At 54.3% G+C, this 15076-nt stretch carries 15 protein-coding genes; 10 read left to right on the top strand and 5 right to left on the bottom strand.

The window, feature by feature from the left end; genetic code table 11:
- The first annotated feature begins 36 nt into the window (after positions 1–36).
- The 7 genes from AC1Z3F_RS02230 (at position 37) to AC1Z3F_RS02260 (ending at position 6699) form a co-directional block, all read left to right on the top strand.
- Complete coding sequence (locus AC1Z3F_RS02230; RefSeq protein WP_131089984.1) at positions 37–990, top strand: bifunctional riboflavin kinase/FAD synthetase; 954 nt, start codon at positions 37–39, stop codon at positions 988–990.
- Positions 991–995: 5 nt separating this feature from the next.
- Entirely contained in the window at positions 996–1781 is a 786-nt protein-coding gene (locus tag AC1Z3F_RS02235; RefSeq protein ID WP_131089983.1) for a class I SAM-dependent methyltransferase, read from the top strand.
- A 107-nt stretch (positions 1782–1888) separates the two neighbouring features.
- Positions 1889–2158 carry a 30S ribosomal protein S15 gene (gene rpsO, locus AC1Z3F_RS02240; RefSeq protein WP_131089982.1) on the top strand — a complete coding sequence of 90 codons (270 nt, stop codon included), beginning with the start codon at positions 1889–1891 and terminating at the stop codon, positions 2156–2158.
- 452 nt (positions 2159–2610) lie between these two features.
- The gene (locus AC1Z3F_RS02245; RefSeq protein WP_483566498.1) at positions 2611–3645 is read left to right on the top strand and encodes an ABC transporter substrate-binding protein; all 1035 of its coding nucleotides are present in this window, start codon (positions 2611–2613) and stop codon (positions 3643–3645) included.
- A gap of 6 nt (positions 3646–3651) precedes the next feature.
- Positions 3652–4500, top strand: coding sequence for an ABC transporter ATP-binding protein (locus AC1Z3F_RS02250; protein WP_207306528.1), 849 nt, complete (start codon positions 3652–3654; stop codon positions 4498–4500).
- Positions 4497–5339, top strand: a complete 843-nt coding sequence (locus tag AC1Z3F_RS02255; protein WP_483566499.1) for an ABC transporter permease — start codon at positions 4497–4499, stop codon at positions 5337–5339. Before AC1Z3F_RS02250 ends, AC1Z3F_RS02255 begins: the two co-directional genes overlap by 4 nt.
- Before the next feature lie 31 nt (positions 5340–5370).
- A complete protein-coding gene (locus AC1Z3F_RS02260) occupies positions 5371–6699 on the top strand; it encodes an LLM class flavin-dependent oxidoreductase (protein WP_483566500.1) in 1329 nt (442 codons plus the stop codon).
- Between the two features lie 200 nt (positions 6700–6899).
- On the opposite strand, the gene AC1Z3F_RS02265 is transcribed toward AC1Z3F_RS02260, so the two are convergent.
- Entirely contained in the window at positions 6900–7628 is a 729-nt protein-coding gene (locus AC1Z3F_RS02265) for a type 1 glutamine amidotransferase domain-containing protein (RefSeq protein WP_131089977.1), read from the bottom strand.
- A 386-nt stretch (positions 7629–8014) separates the two neighbouring features.
- Between AC1Z3F_RS02265 and AC1Z3F_RS02270 the strand changes: the two genes are divergently transcribed.
- Positions 8015–9112, top strand: a complete 1098-nt coding sequence (locus AC1Z3F_RS02270; RefSeq protein WP_483566501.1) for a pyridoxal-phosphate-dependent aminotransferase family protein — start codon at positions 8015–8017, stop codon at positions 9110–9112.
- 128 nt (positions 9113–9240) lie between these two features.
- The gene (locus AC1Z3F_RS02275; RefSeq protein ID WP_131089975.1) at positions 9241–9684 is read left to right on the top strand and encodes a DUF4282 domain-containing protein; all 444 of its coding nucleotides are present in this window, start codon (positions 9241–9243) and stop codon (positions 9682–9684) included.
- 73 nt (positions 9685–9757) lie between these two features.
- Here AC1Z3F_RS02275 and AC1Z3F_RS02280 read toward each other — a convergent pair whose 3' ends face one another.
- From AC1Z3F_RS02280 to AC1Z3F_RS02295, 4 genes are read right to left on the bottom strand one after another with little or no spacing between them, the layout of a single operon-like run.
- Complete coding sequence (locus tag AC1Z3F_RS02280; protein ID WP_483566502.1) at positions 9758–10159, bottom strand: universal stress protein; 402 nt, start codon at positions 10157–10159, stop codon at positions 9758–9760.
- The gene (locus tag AC1Z3F_RS02285; protein WP_483566503.1) at positions 10156–11751 is read right to left on the bottom strand and encodes a tripartite tricarboxylate transporter permease; all 1596 of its coding nucleotides are present in this window, start codon (positions 11749–11751) and stop codon (positions 10156–10158) included. The genes AC1Z3F_RS02280 and AC1Z3F_RS02285 overlap by 4 nt, the downstream gene beginning before the upstream one ends.
- Positions 11752–12255 carry a tripartite tricarboxylate transporter TctB family protein gene (locus tag AC1Z3F_RS02290; RefSeq protein WP_262198114.1) on the bottom strand — a complete coding sequence of 168 codons (504 nt, stop codon included), beginning with the start codon at positions 12253–12255 and terminating at the stop codon, positions 11752–11754.
- On the bottom strand, positions 12252–13265 hold the full coding sequence (locus tag AC1Z3F_RS02295) for a Bug family tripartite tricarboxylate transporter substrate binding protein (RefSeq protein WP_483566504.1): 1014 nt from the start codon (positions 13263–13265) through the stop codon (positions 12252–12254). The genes AC1Z3F_RS02290 and AC1Z3F_RS02295 overlap by 4 nt, the downstream gene beginning before the upstream one ends.
- A gap of 203 nt (positions 13266–13468) precedes the next feature.
- On the opposite strand from AC1Z3F_RS02295, the gene AC1Z3F_RS02300 reads away from it, so the two are divergent.
- Positions 13469–15076, top strand: coding sequence for a sensor histidine kinase (locus AC1Z3F_RS02300; RefSeq protein WP_483566505.1), 1608 nt, complete (start codon positions 13469–13471; stop codon positions 15074–15076).

Below are 15076 nucleotides of genomic sequence, written 5' to 3' on the forward strand. Positions count from 1 at the left end.
TTCTCTACTCACCACAAGAATTTCTAAAGGAGCAAAGTGCACTATTGGAAGGGCTTGGACGCCGTCCCCACGGATGTGGCTCCCACTGTCGTGACCATTGGCAACTTTGATGGTGTTCATTTGGGGCACTGCGAAGTGCTCGACGCAGCAGTCACTCAAGCCAAGGCGCGCTCTGCTCAATCGGTGGCCATCACCTTTGACCCGCACCCAGCACTGGTGCATCGCCCCGAGGCTGCTCCACAGCTGATCATGGGAATCGCTGATCGGATCGATACCTTGGCCAGCGTTGGCTTGGATGCCACGCTGATGATCCATTACACCCTTGAATTTGCTGACCAAAGCGCTGAAGATTTTGTCCGCTCACTGATCGTTGAAAAGCTTCACGCTGTCGCGGTCGTGGTTGGTCACGATGTCCGCTTTGGCCGTAACAACTCCGGCGATTTCAGCTACATGCAAGAGCTGGGCAAGAAGTACAACTTCGATGTCATCGGCGTGCAAGACGTAGGGGATAAGCGTCGTTTGTCTTCGACCTGGGTTCGCGAAGAACTAGCTGCAGGCAACGTTGAAGCAGCAGCCCAGATCCTCGGCCGGCCCCACAGGATGCGCGGTGAAGTGGTCCACGGGCATGCCCGCGGACGCGAGTTGGGTTTTCCAACGGCAAACCTTGATCCTGAAGCCACCGGCATCATTCCTGCCGATGGTGTGTACGCCGGTTGGGTTATCGACGAGGCCGAGGTCCGTTGGCCAGCCGCCATTTCGGTGGGTTCCAACCCAACATTTGATGGTGTCTCCCGGGTGGTAGAAGCCCACGTGATCGACCGCCCAGATGAAGGTGTTGAAGACTTTGACCTTTATGGTCAGCAGATTGTTGTTGAGTTTATCTCACACCTGCGCCCTATGGTCGCCTACCGCGGTATCGAAGCTTTGATTGAGCAGATGACCCAGGACGTGGATCAAGCTCGCGCAGTGCTGGCCGTTGAACCGCGCTAAGTCTCATGTCTGAAATTCCATCTCTGCCACAACGTGCTTTTGTGGTCAGTGCCAAGCGTCGTGACGAATTAGCGTCAGCATTCCAGTCCGGTGCTGAGAGTTACGACAAGATCCGTCCGTCCTATCCACAGCTGGCCTTGGACTTCACCCTGCAGGACCAGCCAAAAGTGGCAGTTGATATTGGTTGTGGATCGGGGATCTTTACCGAACAACTGGTAGCACAGGGGTTGGACGTCACTGCTGTTGATCCGTCCCAAGACATGCTCTCGGTCTTGGCGAAGCGACTTCCACAGGTGGCCACGGTGTGCGCCTCGGGCGAAGCTACCAGCTTGGACGAGGACAGCGTTGATCTGGTGACCTACGCGCAAGCATGGCACTGGGTGGATCATCCCAAAGCCAGTGCTGAGGCTGCCCGTCTGCTGCATGATCACGGTTGGCTCACTTTATTGTGGAATCAACTCGACGTCTCTGTTCCGTGGGTGCACCGGCTAGCCCGCATTATGCATGCTGGAGATGTACACCGTCCCGAGCTTGAACCGCCTTTGGGTCGTGAATTCAGCAAACCTGAACACGGTATTTGGCACTGGTCGATGTCGCTGGATTTTGAAGAGATCGTTGAGCTGACTAAGTCGCGCAGCTACTACCGCAAATCTTCGCCGACAACCCAAGCCAAGGTTGAATCAAACCTACGGTGGTATTGGAACGAGCATCTGGGTCATGAACTGGGCGACAAGGTACAGGTGCCGTATCTCACCCATGCCTGGAGGTCCCGCCGGCGTGCCCGTCGGTGATATGATTGACGATGGTTCTCGCTGCAGTCCGCGGTTGCGAGTTTCCACCGTAGACGCTTCGGCGTTTGCACTGACTTATGAACGCGGTCCAACTCTAGGAGTTTGTTATGGCATTGGATGCCACTATCAAGAACGAAATCATCAAGGCTTACGCTACCCACGAGGGTGACACCGGTTCGCCTGAGGTTCAGATTGCCGTCATGTCCCGCCGTATCTTGGACCTGACCGAGCACCTGAAGATGCACAAGCATGATCACCACACCCGCCGTGGCCTTATGGCTCTGGTTGGTCGTCGTCGTCGTATGCTCGGCTACCTGAAGAACACCAACATCGAGCGTTACCGTACGCTGATCGAGCGCTTGGGCCTACGTAAGTAGTCTTTCGCACTGGTGCGAAGATCCCCGCCTTCCTTTTTGGAAGGCGGGGATTTTTTTATGCCCGGATAACACCTGTGCGACATGTTCACTGCACGAATGAACTGGAGATCATCATAAAAATCGACAAGCTGATTTTCTGCTGCCGCACACATACTGAACATGTCTTTCTATGACTGATACGTAGAGTCGCCCGCGCCGATACCTGCTAAAAACACGAGACTCTGTGCGACTTGTTAAACCAAATTAACGCCGTGCTGAAGGCACTATGACCCGATGTTTCCTCAGGCTACAACAGGTGCAGACATCAAGGACTTTTCCGGACATCTGATAGCGACTTTGACTTCGCGTTTCACTGAATTTCACCAGGTTTCAGAGCCCCTTTCTGACCCTTTCCAAAGGTGCTTGTATGGCTAGCAACAGCCCGCACCGGCAAAGGAAATGGAATACCAAAGATGTTCAAGACCCCGCTTACTCGACGGCAGCGCCAAGGCGCGGCAACGCTATTGCTGGCACCAGCACTTTTGCTGGCGTCATGCACAGCCTCGGCACACGGCACTGATCTGAAGAATGCAGACGGCACCATCAATGTCCGCTACGAAGGCGCAGCCAACACCGTAACGCTCATTGAGCTGGCTGCCGGCCTCGGATATCTTGACGGCATTAAGCTGGAATGGGTAGGCAATAACTCCAGCGGTCCGCTGTCCATTCAAAACACGGCGACCGGCGAGACCGACATCGGTGGCGCATTTGCCGGCGCAGTTGTAAAGCTACAAGAAGCTGGCTCCCCGGTGACCGCGGTCGCCTCATACTACGGCTCCAATGACGATTACTTTGTTGGTTTTTATGCCGCGAAAGACAGCGGCATTAAAGAAGCCCGGGATCTGATTGGAAAGACTGTCGCGGTCAACACCCTCGGAGCTCACTCCGAAGCCGTGATCCACACCTATCTGAAAGCACAAGGATTAAGCCCGGACGAGATTGACCAAGTTCAGCTAGTCGTTCTGCCGCCGACAGATACCGAGCAAGCGGTTCGCACCCATCAGGTAGACGTCGGGGCACTCTCTGGTGCAGCCCAGGTCCATGCCGTGAAACAAGGGGATCTGCGGGAAGTCTTCCGGGACACTGAAGTTTTTGACAACTTCAATGGTGGTGAATACGTATTGCGTGACGATTTCATCGCTGAATATCCCGAAGCGGCACATGCTCTGGCAACGGGTACCGCCAAAGCGGCGAACTGGGCGTCATCGCATTCACGTGAAGAAGTGCTCAGAAAATTGACGGACATCATCGAGTCCAGAGATCGTGGCGAAGATGTTGAAGCTCTGCAGTATTTCAACGGTTATGGCGTAGGCAAGAATGCGCCGATCTCAGATGAAGACTTCAGCCGATGGTCCGAATGGTTGAAGAGCACCGGAATCGTTGACGGTGAAATAACGCCCAGCGAGTACTACACCAACGAATTTAACGATCTCGCGAGCGAAGGGTAATGACCGATCATGTCGAGAATTGAAATCAAAAATCTGAGCAAGAAGTTCCAACGTACTGGCGCTAGCGACCAAAGCGCAGTCACGGCCATCGATTCACTTGATCTGTGGATTGAGGACGGCGAATTCTTCACCTTGGTGGGACCGAGCGGATGCGGTAAGTCCACCTTGTTGGACATCCTTGCTGGGTTGAGCACACCGAGCCAAGGCGAAGTTCTCGTTGACGGGCAGCCTATTTCTGGGCCTAGCCTGGAACGCTCAGTTGTCTTTCAACAATATGCGCTGTTCCCGTGGCTCACCGCAGCAGCCAATGTTCAGGTCGGCTTGGAAAGCCAAGCGCGACATGGCCAGGGCCTGAACAAGGCTGAACGCCGGATACGAGCGCACGAATACCTACGCTTGGTTGGCCTAGAAGGCGTGGAAGATAAGTACCCGCACGAACTTTCCGGAGGAATGAGACAGCGTGTAGCGATTGCGCGAGCTCTTGCCCACGAACCAAAGGTCTTGCTCATGGACGAGCCATTCGCAGCGCTGGATGCGCAAACTCGCGAACAGCTTCAAGACCTGTTGCTGGACATCTGGAAACGCACCAAGACCACCATCGTTTTTATTACCCACGGTATTGAAGAAGCGGTCTACCTAGGGCAGAAAGTGGCGGTCATGTCCGCCAGACCAGGGAAGATCAAGGAAATTGTGAACATTGATCTTCAAGATCGCCAGTCGGTAGATGACATCCGCTCAACCCAGCAGTTCGGTGAGTACCGTCATCACATCTGGTCACTGTTACATAGCCACAGTCGCCAAGACGTAGCCGCGTCGGTCGAAAAAACCTTGATTTCTTCAGGAGCCACAGCATGAGCACACTAGCATTGCCAGATCAGCAGATCAGAGTTGAAACTTCGTCCGCGCAACGAGCAGCACCAACGGGACGAGCTGGGGCAACGATAAGCAAAACGCCCTACCGTTCCGGAGCAATCATCGGGTTCTTACTGGTGTGGGAACTGATTCCACAATTTCTCCTTGAACCGGCCTCCAAGGTCTTCCTTCCACCATTGCACGAGGTACTTCAGCAATTATGGAAAATGATCGTGAGCGGAGATCTGCTGACACATATTTCCGCCAGCTTAGGACGCTCAGCCATCGGTTTCCTTCTTGCCGTGGTGATCGGTGTACCGGTGGGGCTAGTGGTGGCATGGTTCTCGCGAATCGGAGATTTTCTGAATCCGCTTCTGGAAGTATTCCGAAACACTGCGGCCCTGGCACTGTTACCGGTATTCACTCTCACTCTTGGCATTGGCGAACTCTCCAAGGTCACCATCGTGCTCTACGCAGCGTTCTTCCCGGTTCTGCTCAACACCATTCTGGGCGCACGCAGCGTAGATCCACTGCTGATTCGTGCAGGCAAAACGCTGGGACTAAACAACTTTGAGATTTTTTCAAAGGTCGTCCTATCGGCCTCTGTGCCGATTATCTTTACCGGCATTCGCATGGCAGGAACTTCTGCAGTGCTGGTTCTAATTGCTGCTGAAATGATCGGTGCAAAAGCTGGTCTTGGATATCTGATCACCAACTCGCAGGCCAGCTTCCTCATTCCAAAAATGTATGCAGCGATCTTGACCGTCGCCATTCTCGGCTTTGTTGTTAATGCAGCCCTTGTGGCATTGGAGCGACACTTTTCGCGCTGGGCTCGCGCCTAACTCTCAACTCTCACGGATAAGGACCAGAATTATGGCACGCACTTTAACCCTCAACGCATTCTTGCTAACTACCGGGCACCACGAGTCCTCGTGGCGATTGCCCGAGAGCGACCCCCATGCAGGAACAGAAGTTGACCACTACATTCGCTTGGCGCAGCTTGCGGAAAAGGCCAAACTCGACGCAATCTTCTTTGCTGACGGACCGGTGCTTCAAGGGCCGGTGGCACAACGACCAGCCGGAATCCTGGACCCGGTGACACTGCTTTCCGCTATTGCGCCGGTGACTAAAAATATTGGACTGATCGCTACGGCTTCCACTAGCTACAACGATCCTTATAACCTTGCTCGCCGGTTCGCAACGTTGGATCTGATCAGCAATGGACGAGCAGGCTGGAATGTTGTGACCACTGCCGGTGACGCAGCTGCGCAGAATTTTTCCCAACAGTCACAGCTTGATAGTTCACAGCGCTACGCCAGGGCGCATGAGTTCCTGAGCGTGGTGAAAAAATTGTGGAATTCGTGGGAGCCAGATGCGGTCATCGCTGACAAGGCAAGTGGCACGTGGGCGGATCCGGCCAAGATTCATCCAGCCGCTCATGTGGGGGAGCACTTCCAGATAGCGGGAGCGCTGAACGTTCCGCGTTCGCCTCAAGGACACCCGGTGATTATTCAAGCCGGAGCCTCACAGGCGGGCAAGGAATTTGCCGGTCAATGGGCTGAAGCTATATTCACGGCTCATCAGTCCTTCGAATCAGCAAGGGACTTCTATCAAGAGATCAAGACCAAGGCCGTGGGCTACGGACGCTCCGAGCAGTCCGTCAAAGTTTTGCCGGGTATCGTTCCCATCCTCGGATCAACGGAAGCTGAAGCTCTTGAGCTGGCTGATGCCTTGGATGACTTGATTCTTCCGGAGTATGCAAAGAAGACCTTGGCGCAGCAACTGCACGTAGCCCCGGATGTTTTGGAGCTTGACGAGGTGCTCCCCGAGGGGCTGGAGACAGCGACTTCCAAGGAAAAATCCACCTCACGTCGCGACCTGATTTTGGATCTGGGATACCGCAAAAATCTGACGGTTCGTCAGATTATTCGTGAACTCGGCTCAGGACGTGGTCACCAGACATTTGCTGGAACCCCTGAGCAGCTGGCGGACCGAATCGAATACTGGTTCAAGGCAGGAGCCGCTGATGGCTTCAACATCATGGCTCCGGTATTGCCCTCGGGCATTGAAACCTTCACCGAACACGTTGTTCCGTTGTTGCAGCAACGCAAGCTCTTCCGAACTGACTACGATCAGAGCACTCTGCGTGGTCACTATGGGCTTGAAGTGCCCACCGTCGATCATGCGGGCCTTGTTCACTAGTTACACTCAAACGCGCTGATGGCTCAAAGATCTAGTAGCTCACGCCAACAAAAATCGCGGATGCCATGGGAGCGGGTCCCATCGGTCCTTGCACCAATTCACCCTTGGAACTACTGGGCACAAAACGACGCTTGGGCTCGTGATTTCACACGAGTCCAAGCGTCGTTACTGCGTAACTTCAGAGGTTGTTGCGTATCAGCCTAGTCGGCTTCAGCTTCGGCTTCTGCGGCTTCTTCCTCAGCCTTTTCCTGATGGATGGCTTCAGCTAGAAGCTTCTCCATCTCCTTGGCAACACCCGCGGCTGATGCAGGGTTCTGTCCGGTCACCAATCGTTCGGAAACCTGAACATTTTCTTCGAAGTTATCGACGGCAATGTGGTTTGCGCCCTGCTCGGTGAGCTTGTCTGCAAGGAAGAACGGAATGACCTTGTCCTTGCCCGCTGCAACTTCTTCATCATTCGTGAAGGCTGCGACATCCTTGCCACTAAGGAGCTTCAAACCGTGATGCAACTCGACATCAAGGAGTCCCGCTGGACCGTGGCAAACAGCGCCGACAACGCCACCCTTGTTGTAAATGCCACCAACAAGTTTCTGAAGGCCTTCGTTATTAGGGAAGTCCCACATGGTGCCGTGTCCACCTACGAGGTACACGGCGTCGTACTGTTCTGGATCAACAACTTCTACCCTGGCAGTGTTGTAAAGCCCAGCACGGGTGGTCTCATCTTCAGTAAATTGAACTTGGATTGGGTCGTCGGTATCGACCGTGTCCCGTGGCGGCTGACCGCCCTTAATTGAAGCAAAGTCGACAAAGTGTCCTGAATCTCGGAAGACCTTCCAAGGGTGGGCTGCCTCTGCCACGTTGTAGCCGGTGGGCTCTCCTCCTGCACCGAGTTCGGAAACGCTGGTTACGACCATGAGGATTTTCTTCACGGAGTACTCCTTTCGCATTTGTCCCTTCAGACTTATACAAACGGCGTTCAAGTTCAACCTGACTGATGGGGTTTTCAGACTTCTATATGATTCTTCCCTGACTTGGTGATGGTTTATTTGAGCAAAGCATCAGCCTTGCCAGCAACCTGTTGGCCAAACCGATCGAAGCTAGCGAACACTGCTCGGCGCTGAGCCCGCGATCTCGCAACGAAGTAACGGAGCATGTGAGTGCCAAAGCGGCTCATCATCATGTGTCATCTCGAAAATGGCGCTCTGGCTACAATTCATAAATTTCTACAATGTGGAACTAACCTTTCGTTTTTCAGCCTCTTGCGGATACGCTGAATCTCGATTGGAACAATTCATATAAGTGAAAGTGAGCAGTCATGAGTCAGACCGTTCTTCAGCGTCATCTTTTCGGCCCAGGTCCATGTAACCCGTACCCGGAAGCAACGGCAGCTCTTGGCCTGCCACTGCTGGGACACCTGGATCCTGCGTTCATTGCCCGGATGGATCATGTAGCCGAGGGACTGCGAACACTGTGGGGCACGCAAAACCTGCGCACCCTTCCGCTGAGCGCTACCGGATCAGCTGGAATGGAAGCTGCGTTTGTTAACACCATCAATCCCGGTGATGTCGCTGTGATTGCTATTAACGGTCTGTTCGGCGAGCGCATGTGCGAAGTTGCCTCACGTGTTGGTGCCGAAGTGGTCCGCGTGGATCACGAATACGGCACTCCGATTGATGCGCAGCGTGTGGCTGACGCTCACCCGAATCCTTCGGTGATTGCTGGTGTGCATGCAGAAACAAGCACCGGTGTGCTTTCGGACATTGCTGCCTTGGGCGCTATCAAGGGTGACGCGCTGCTAATCACTGATGCGGTAACTTCCATTGGCGGTATGCCGGTACTGGCTGATGAGTGGGGGATCGATGTGGGATACGCCGGCACCCAGAAGTGCATTGGTGTGGCCCCAGGTTTGGCTCCGTTCACCATCTCTGACCGTGCCTTTGAACGTCGAGTACAGAAGCCACAATCGTGGTACTTAGACCTCGGACTGCTCGGAGGTTACGCCACCGGTTCTGCAGGTGGCGGTCGTACCTATCACCACACTGCACCGGTGGCCATGGTTGCCTCGCTGGAGGCGGGAATTGATCGAATTCTGTCCGAAGGATTGGATGCGGTGACCGCTCGGCATCAAGAAGCTGGCTCGTTGTTGCAAGATGGTTTGCAAGAGATGGGCCTGACGCTCTTCGCCCAAGAAGGACACCGACTCCCACAGTTGACCACCGTGAACGTCCCAGAAGGTGTGGACTCGGCGAAGGTGCGCGGCTATCTGCTGGATCGCTTTAACATCGAGATTGGTGGTGGTGTAGGTCAGTATGCCAGCACCGTATGGCGTATTGGCCTGATGGGGCCAAACGCCAACCCGGGTTCGGTAGCGCTGTTGTTGACGGCGCTGAAAGAAGCCATCTCCAAGGCGTAAAGAAGACCAAGGGAAATCAAAAAACACTACGACGGCCAGTACTTATTTTCTAGATCAGCTTTCCTCATGGCTCATAGTCCGATACTGTCGGCTATATCATTCGTTTCGACATGAGAGAAGGCAGAAGGATGAAAGCCCTTTTTGATTTCAGTTTCAAAAAGTTCGTAACTCCGTCCATCGTCAAGTTTGTCTACATCTTGATCATGGTCCTGTTGGTTATTGCCTACCTCGGCATGGTGATCAGCGCTTTTACGGAAAGCACCATGCTCGGACTGTTGGTTTTGATCATCATCGGACCACTATTCGTTTTGATCTACCTTGTTTTGATCCGCGCTGGACTTGAGTCGCTGATTGCTTCGATCCGTACCGCGGAGAACACTTCGGAACTTGTCCGACTTGCTGGTGGCACACCACCAGCTGAAGCAGGACATGGATCGTTGCCAAATAACCCACCAGCACCACAGGGTTATAACCCAACAACGCAGTACCCATCGCAGGGTGGCGCACAGGTTCGCCCGGCTGATCCGGACAACGGTGGTACCACTCCACCACCAAATCCGTACCAGAAGTAAAGTCAGCAAAGAGAAATGATCCGCACCAATTGGTGCGGATCATTTCGCTTAAATTGAGGGTTCCACGTTTTGCTTACCAGTCGTTAGTTGCTTTGAGCGAAAGCACCGGACAACCAGCTTGAAGCAGCACTCTTTGAGCGACACTACCCATGATGAACTTTCCCATTGGGGTGCGCTTGCGCAGTCCAATGACAATGAGCTCGGCTCGTTGAGCTTCTGCCACTTGCAAAATCTGGTCTGCGGCATCGATGCCCTGGGGTTGACGCTGAATCCAGAAATCTACTCCGGATTCAGTCAATCGTGCTTCCAGATCGTGATGCTGTTTAGCATCGATGAGCCGATCATCAACTAGTTGGTCTCCTTTGGAGGAGTTCACCACAATCAACCTTGCTTGTCTTGCTGTTGATTCTTTGATGGCCCGCTCCAAAGCAGCTTCACCCTCAGGGGAGGGGATGTAGCCTACAACGATGCTCATGAGTTCTCCCTTTCGTCGTCGTCTGCGGTCGTGCCCGAAACTCCGGCCTTGTGCTTTGGATGGTCGGCCACTTCGCCAAGGACAGCTTCAGCAACAACATCATGGCGACCACGGGAACGGCGGATGTAAGTAATCACGGCTGGCAGTACTAGTAGTACCGCGATCAACACGTAGATCCCGACCGCTAATGGTTCACTCCAGATTCCTGACACACTGCCCGAGGAGAGCTGGAAGGTTTTGCGCAGTTGTTCCTCGGCCATCGGGCCGATGATGACACCAAGGATCAGTGGCAGCACTGGCAATCCGAAGCGACGCAGTGCAAAGCCCAACAGACCAATGAGCAGCAAAATCCACAAGTCTGCTACCTGCATGTTCACCGAGAACGCGCCCAGGGTAGCGAAGAACAAGATGCCCGCGTACAGGTAGGGGCGAGGAATTTTCAAAAGCTTGGCCCACAGTGGCGCCAACGGCAAGTTGATCAGCAGCAACAACGTGTTGCCGATAAACAGGCTGGCAATCAGTGCCCATACCAAATCGGGTTCATTCTCGAAGAGGAACGGGCCAGGCTGGATGCCCTTCATGGTCAAGAACGCCAACATCACCGCAGCGGTCGCGTTGGTTGGCAGGCCCAAGGCCAGCATTGGCGTCAGTGTTCCGGCAGCTGAAGCGTTGTTAGCAGCTTCTGGACCAGCAACACCTTCGATGGCACCGTGGCCAAATTCCTCAGAGTGCTTGGAGAGCTTCTTCTCTGTTACGTAAGACAAGAAGGTTGGAACCTCGGCGCCGCCGGCAGGCAATGCACCAAAAGGGAATCCGAAGGCAGTGCCGCGAAGCCATGGCTTCCAGGAACGCTTCCAATCTTCCTTACCCATCCAAGGAGTGCCGACAGGAATGGTGTGCGCCGGAGTACGGCGCAGGTGAGCGGCGATCCACAGCGCCTCGCCAATCGCGAAAATTGCCACGGCGACAACCACGATATCGATACCGTCAATCAACGGAGCAAAGCCGAAGGTCAGTCTCTTTTGGCCGGACACTGGATCCATGCCCACAAGACCAATAGCCAGCCCCAAACCGAGGGCAGCAAAACCGCGGATCTTTGACGAGCCCAAGACGGCAGTAACCGTGATCAGTGAAAGCACCATGATGGCAAAGTAACTTGGTGCGCCAAGGCTCACCGCAAACTTCACCACGATTGGTGTGACAGTCACCAGCAGCGCTGTACCGATGGTTCCGGCAACAAATGAGCCGATCGCAGCGGTGGCTAGTGCCTGAGATGCCCGTCCAGCCTTGGCCATCTTGTGGCCTTCAATGGCTGTGATGACGGTGGCCGACTCGCCTGGAGTATTAAGCAGGATGGAGGTGGTGGAACCACCGTACATACCGCCGTAGTAGATACCCGCAAACATGATCAAGGCACTAGATGTTTCCATGCCGAAGGTTAGTGGCAAAAGCAGTGCCACGGCCATCGCTGGACCAATGCCAGGAAGAACGCCAACTGCAGTACCCAAGACCACGCCAGCGAAAGCGAACAGCAGGTTGATCGGGGTCAGAGCGGATTCAAATCCGCCCATCAATAAATTGAATGTATCCATTTACAGCACCCCCGAGAGAATTCCGGCGGGCAGTTTGATGCCCAACCCCAAGTAGAAGCCGTAGAAAGATCCAAACGCCAGTACCAGCGAGATCACCGCGGTGAGGGCCCAACGGCGAGCGCCCAAGCTAGTTGCAACGCCGAAGAACAAGATCGTTCCGGAAATAACCCAACCGGCCCAGTTGATCAGCAACAGGTTCAAGACGAAGAAGCCAAGTAGCGGCACAAGTACCTTCCAGTCCGAAGGCTGGCTCAGATCAACGTCTTCACCCTCATCTCCTTCAGCGAGGTTGCCTCGGGCCACGGTGATGCTCAGGGCAATAGAGGAGAGCACCAGGATTCCTGACACCAGGTAAGGCACTGCCTTAGGCCCGATAGCGTCAGCCTGGGAATACGTCGCATGTAATTGCGACGCGTCAACAAACACAATGATTCCGACGAGAAGAAGAAACGCGGCGAACAACAGTTCGACGCGTTTCTTCTTTGCGGTATTTACTGCGCTCACGCCAGACCCAGGGTCTTCAGGACGCTTGCTACGCGCTCATCCTGTTCGGTGAGGAAAGCAGAGAAATCATCACCGGTCATGAACGCGTCGGTCCAGCCGTTAGTTTTCAGTGCTTCTTTCCACTGCTCGGAGTTGTGCATTTCGGTCATCAGCTCAACCCACTTGGTCTTGTCCTCATCAGAGATTCCTGGAGGGGCAACCAGCCCACGCCAGTTCGAGAACACCAAGTCGATGTCAGATTCCTTCAACGTTGGAGCGTCAACACCTTCAAGGCTCTTTTCGCCACTGGTTGCCAGAACTCGAACCGAGCCCTTTTCGATCTGCTGCATGTACTCGCCAGCACCCGAGGCTGCAAAGCCGACCTTGTTGCCCAGGATGGCTGGCAGTAGATCGCCACCACCATCGAAGGAAACGAAGTTCACATCCTTAGGGTCAATGCCAACAGCTTCTGCCAACTGCATTGGAAGCAGGTGGTCAGGACCGCCAGGGGAGGAGCCGCCACCGACGGAGATCTTTCCTGGATCCTTCTTCCATGCTGCGACCAAGTCGTCGATGGTCTTGTATGGCGAATCCTTGGAGACCATGATGGCTCCTGGCTCTTCGATCAGCTTGGCGATTGGGGTGGTATCGGTCAGCTTTCCATCGGTGTCATTGGTGTAGCTGGCACCAACTACGCCCAGTCCCATGAGCATGGCCAGATCGCCATTGCCCTTTTCGTTGATCATGCGGGCCAGACCTACGGTGCCACCAGCGCCGGCTAGGTTAAACACTTCTGGATTGGTGGCCAGCTTGGCTTCGTCCATGACCTTGGCGCCCACGCGTGCGGTGGTGTCGTATCCGCCACCTGGAGTATTAGGGACCATGATGCGCAGGTTGGCGATTGGTGCGTCTGACGTTCCGGCGTCGGATCCCGACTTCTCAGAGGTGACGCCACAGCCGGTGGCTCCCAAGGCCAGAGCTGCAGTGGCGGCGAAGACCGTCAGGGCACGGAAGGATTTGAAACTTTTCATTGATTGCAGCCTCATTGCTTGAATCGTAGTTGCGAGTAGTTCCACAGTAAGCATGGATGTGAACTAGGTCACTCTTACGTACGCAAAGAAAATACTGTTCATTGTGTAACCGCGAATTGTGATTTGAGTCATCAAAAAGTTCGGTAAAGTTGCTGGGTGCCCCAAAGGCGGGGAAGAAATGAATCTTGGATAAGGATGTGTCTGTGAGTATAAAAGCTTCAAAATTCACCGACATCTTTGCTCGCAGGATTTCCTTGGCCGGACAGTACCTCATCTTGCAGTTACTGATTATCGCGGTAGTGCTGGCGGGAGTAGTTGCTGTCTCGCTAACTCAGTCCACCAACAACTTTGAAAAGGTGGAAGGCCGGCGCAGCCTTTCAGCGGCAGAGTCTTTAGCTGCTAACCCGCTGATGCGCGCACTCATGCCTAAAGCAGCACCGGAAATGGGATCAGCGCTTCCCGCGATGGCTGAAACCACGCGAAGTACCTCGGGGTTGCAATTTGTCACCCTCGCAGATGAGCATGGCACCGTGGTCACCTCCACCTTCCCTGATGAAGTTGGAACCTCAATCCTGCAGCCAGAATCCTCTGTGGCCCAAGGTAGGGGCTGGGCCGGCGAAATAGACCGCAACGGCAGTCACGTGCTCATTGCGCAGGTGCCGGTACTCGACGATGACGGAAAGCTTGTAGGCATCGTCAGTGCCGGGCAAAGCTACCCCAGCACTCAAGAACTCATCCAAGAGATTGCACCCAGCGCGCTGATTACACTGTTCATCTCAGTGATCCTCGGAACTGTCGGTTCAGTTTTACTTTCGCGCAGGGTCAAGCATCAAACCCGCGGCATGGAACCGCAGGAGATCGCCGAACTCTTTGAACACCGTGAAGCGCTGTTGCATGGGGTGAAGGAAGGAATCATTTCGGTCTCACCGGATAGCCGAATCATGCTGGCCAACGATACCGCCATCGAACTATTGCAACTGCCGTTACATTGCGTGGGTAAAAAGCTCACAGAACTGGAAATAGCACCACAGGTCAGTAGGGCCTTGATGACAAAGCAACAACACCCCGACCGGCAGTTCCTCATTGGAGAACGCGTTGTTGTCTTCAACCGAATGCCCGTGAAGACTGCCCGCAAAGATCTTGGATCTGTGACGACCTTCCGTGACCGGACCGAGCTGACTTTACTTGAGCAAGAGCTTGGCGACAGCAAGGCCACCGCAGACATGCTGCGAGCCCAGACGCACGAATTTGCCAATCATCTACATGCCATCTCCGGGCTCATCCAGCTAGAGGAATACAACGAGGTGGTTCGCTTCATCGATGGCGTCAGCTTCAGCCGCAGCAAAGTCTTTGAAAACCTCGCGGCGCAAATAGCCGAGCCCACGATCTCTGCCTTGCTCATAGCCAAAGCCAGCGTGGCTGCAGAACGAGGAATCCGACTTGAAGTTTCGCAAGACTCGAGTCTGGGACGAGGGGACGACCAGAGTGCAAGGGACCTAACCACGGTGCTAGGCAATCTCATTGATAACGCCATTGATGCTGTCGCCGAGATTGATCAGCCAACGATCAATCTCTCCATCAATGACCTCGATGGACTGATAACCGTCATTGTCGGTGACAATGGATCTGGGATTGCTGATGAAGCGATGAATGAAATTTTCACTCAAGGATTCTCCACAAAGGACACCACCGTCTCAGGCGGCAGGGGCTTTGGCCTGGCACTGAGCCGACTGGTTTGTCGGCGCCGTGGAGGAGATATTGAAGCGATCAATGACAATGGCGCACGATTTACCGCAACACTCAGAAAGTAG

It is taken from the genome of Glutamicibacter sp. MOO4 (assembly GCF_056934395.1).

Bases quoted from the DNA above. Each gene is read 5' to 3' on its own strand.
- AC1Z3F_RS02285 (WP_483566503.1), bottom strand. From the start codon at position 11,751: ATGGATACATTCAATTTATTGATGGGCGGATTTGAATCCGCTCTGACC.
- AC1Z3F_RS02260 (WP_483566500.1), top strand. From the start codon at position 5,371: ATGGCACGCACTTTAACCCTCAACGCATTCTTGCTAACTACCGGGCAC.
- AC1Z3F_RS02280 (WP_483566502.1), bottom strand. From the start codon at position 10,159: ATGAGCATCGTTGTAGGCTACATCCCCTCCCCTGAGGGTGAAGCTGCT.
- AC1Z3F_RS02275 (WP_131089975.1), top strand. From the start codon at position 9,241: ATGAAAGCCCTTTTTGATTTCAGTTTCAAAAAGTTCGTAACTCCGTCC.
- AC1Z3F_RS02235 (WP_131089983.1), top strand. From the start codon at position 996: ATGTCTGAAATTCCATCTCTGCCACAACGTGCTTTTGTGGTCAGTGCC.
- rpsO (WP_131089982.1), top strand. From the start codon at position 1,889: ATGGCATTGGATGCCACTATCAAGAACGAAATCATCAAGGCTTACGCT.
- AC1Z3F_RS02270 (WP_483566501.1), top strand. From the start codon at position 8,015: ATGAGTCAGACCGTTCTTCAGCGTCATCTTTTCGGCCCAGGTCCATGT.
- AC1Z3F_RS02245 (WP_483566498.1), top strand. From the start codon at position 2,611: ATGTTCAAGACCCCGCTTACTCGACGGCAGCGCCAAGGCGCGGCAACG.
- AC1Z3F_RS02255 (WP_483566499.1), top strand. From the start codon at position 4,497: ATGAGCACACTAGCATTGCCAGATCAGCAGATCAGAGTTGAAACTTCG.
- AC1Z3F_RS02295 (WP_483566504.1), bottom strand. From the start codon at position 13,265: ATGAAAAGTTTCAAATCCTTCCGTGCCCTGACGGTCTTCGCCGCCACT.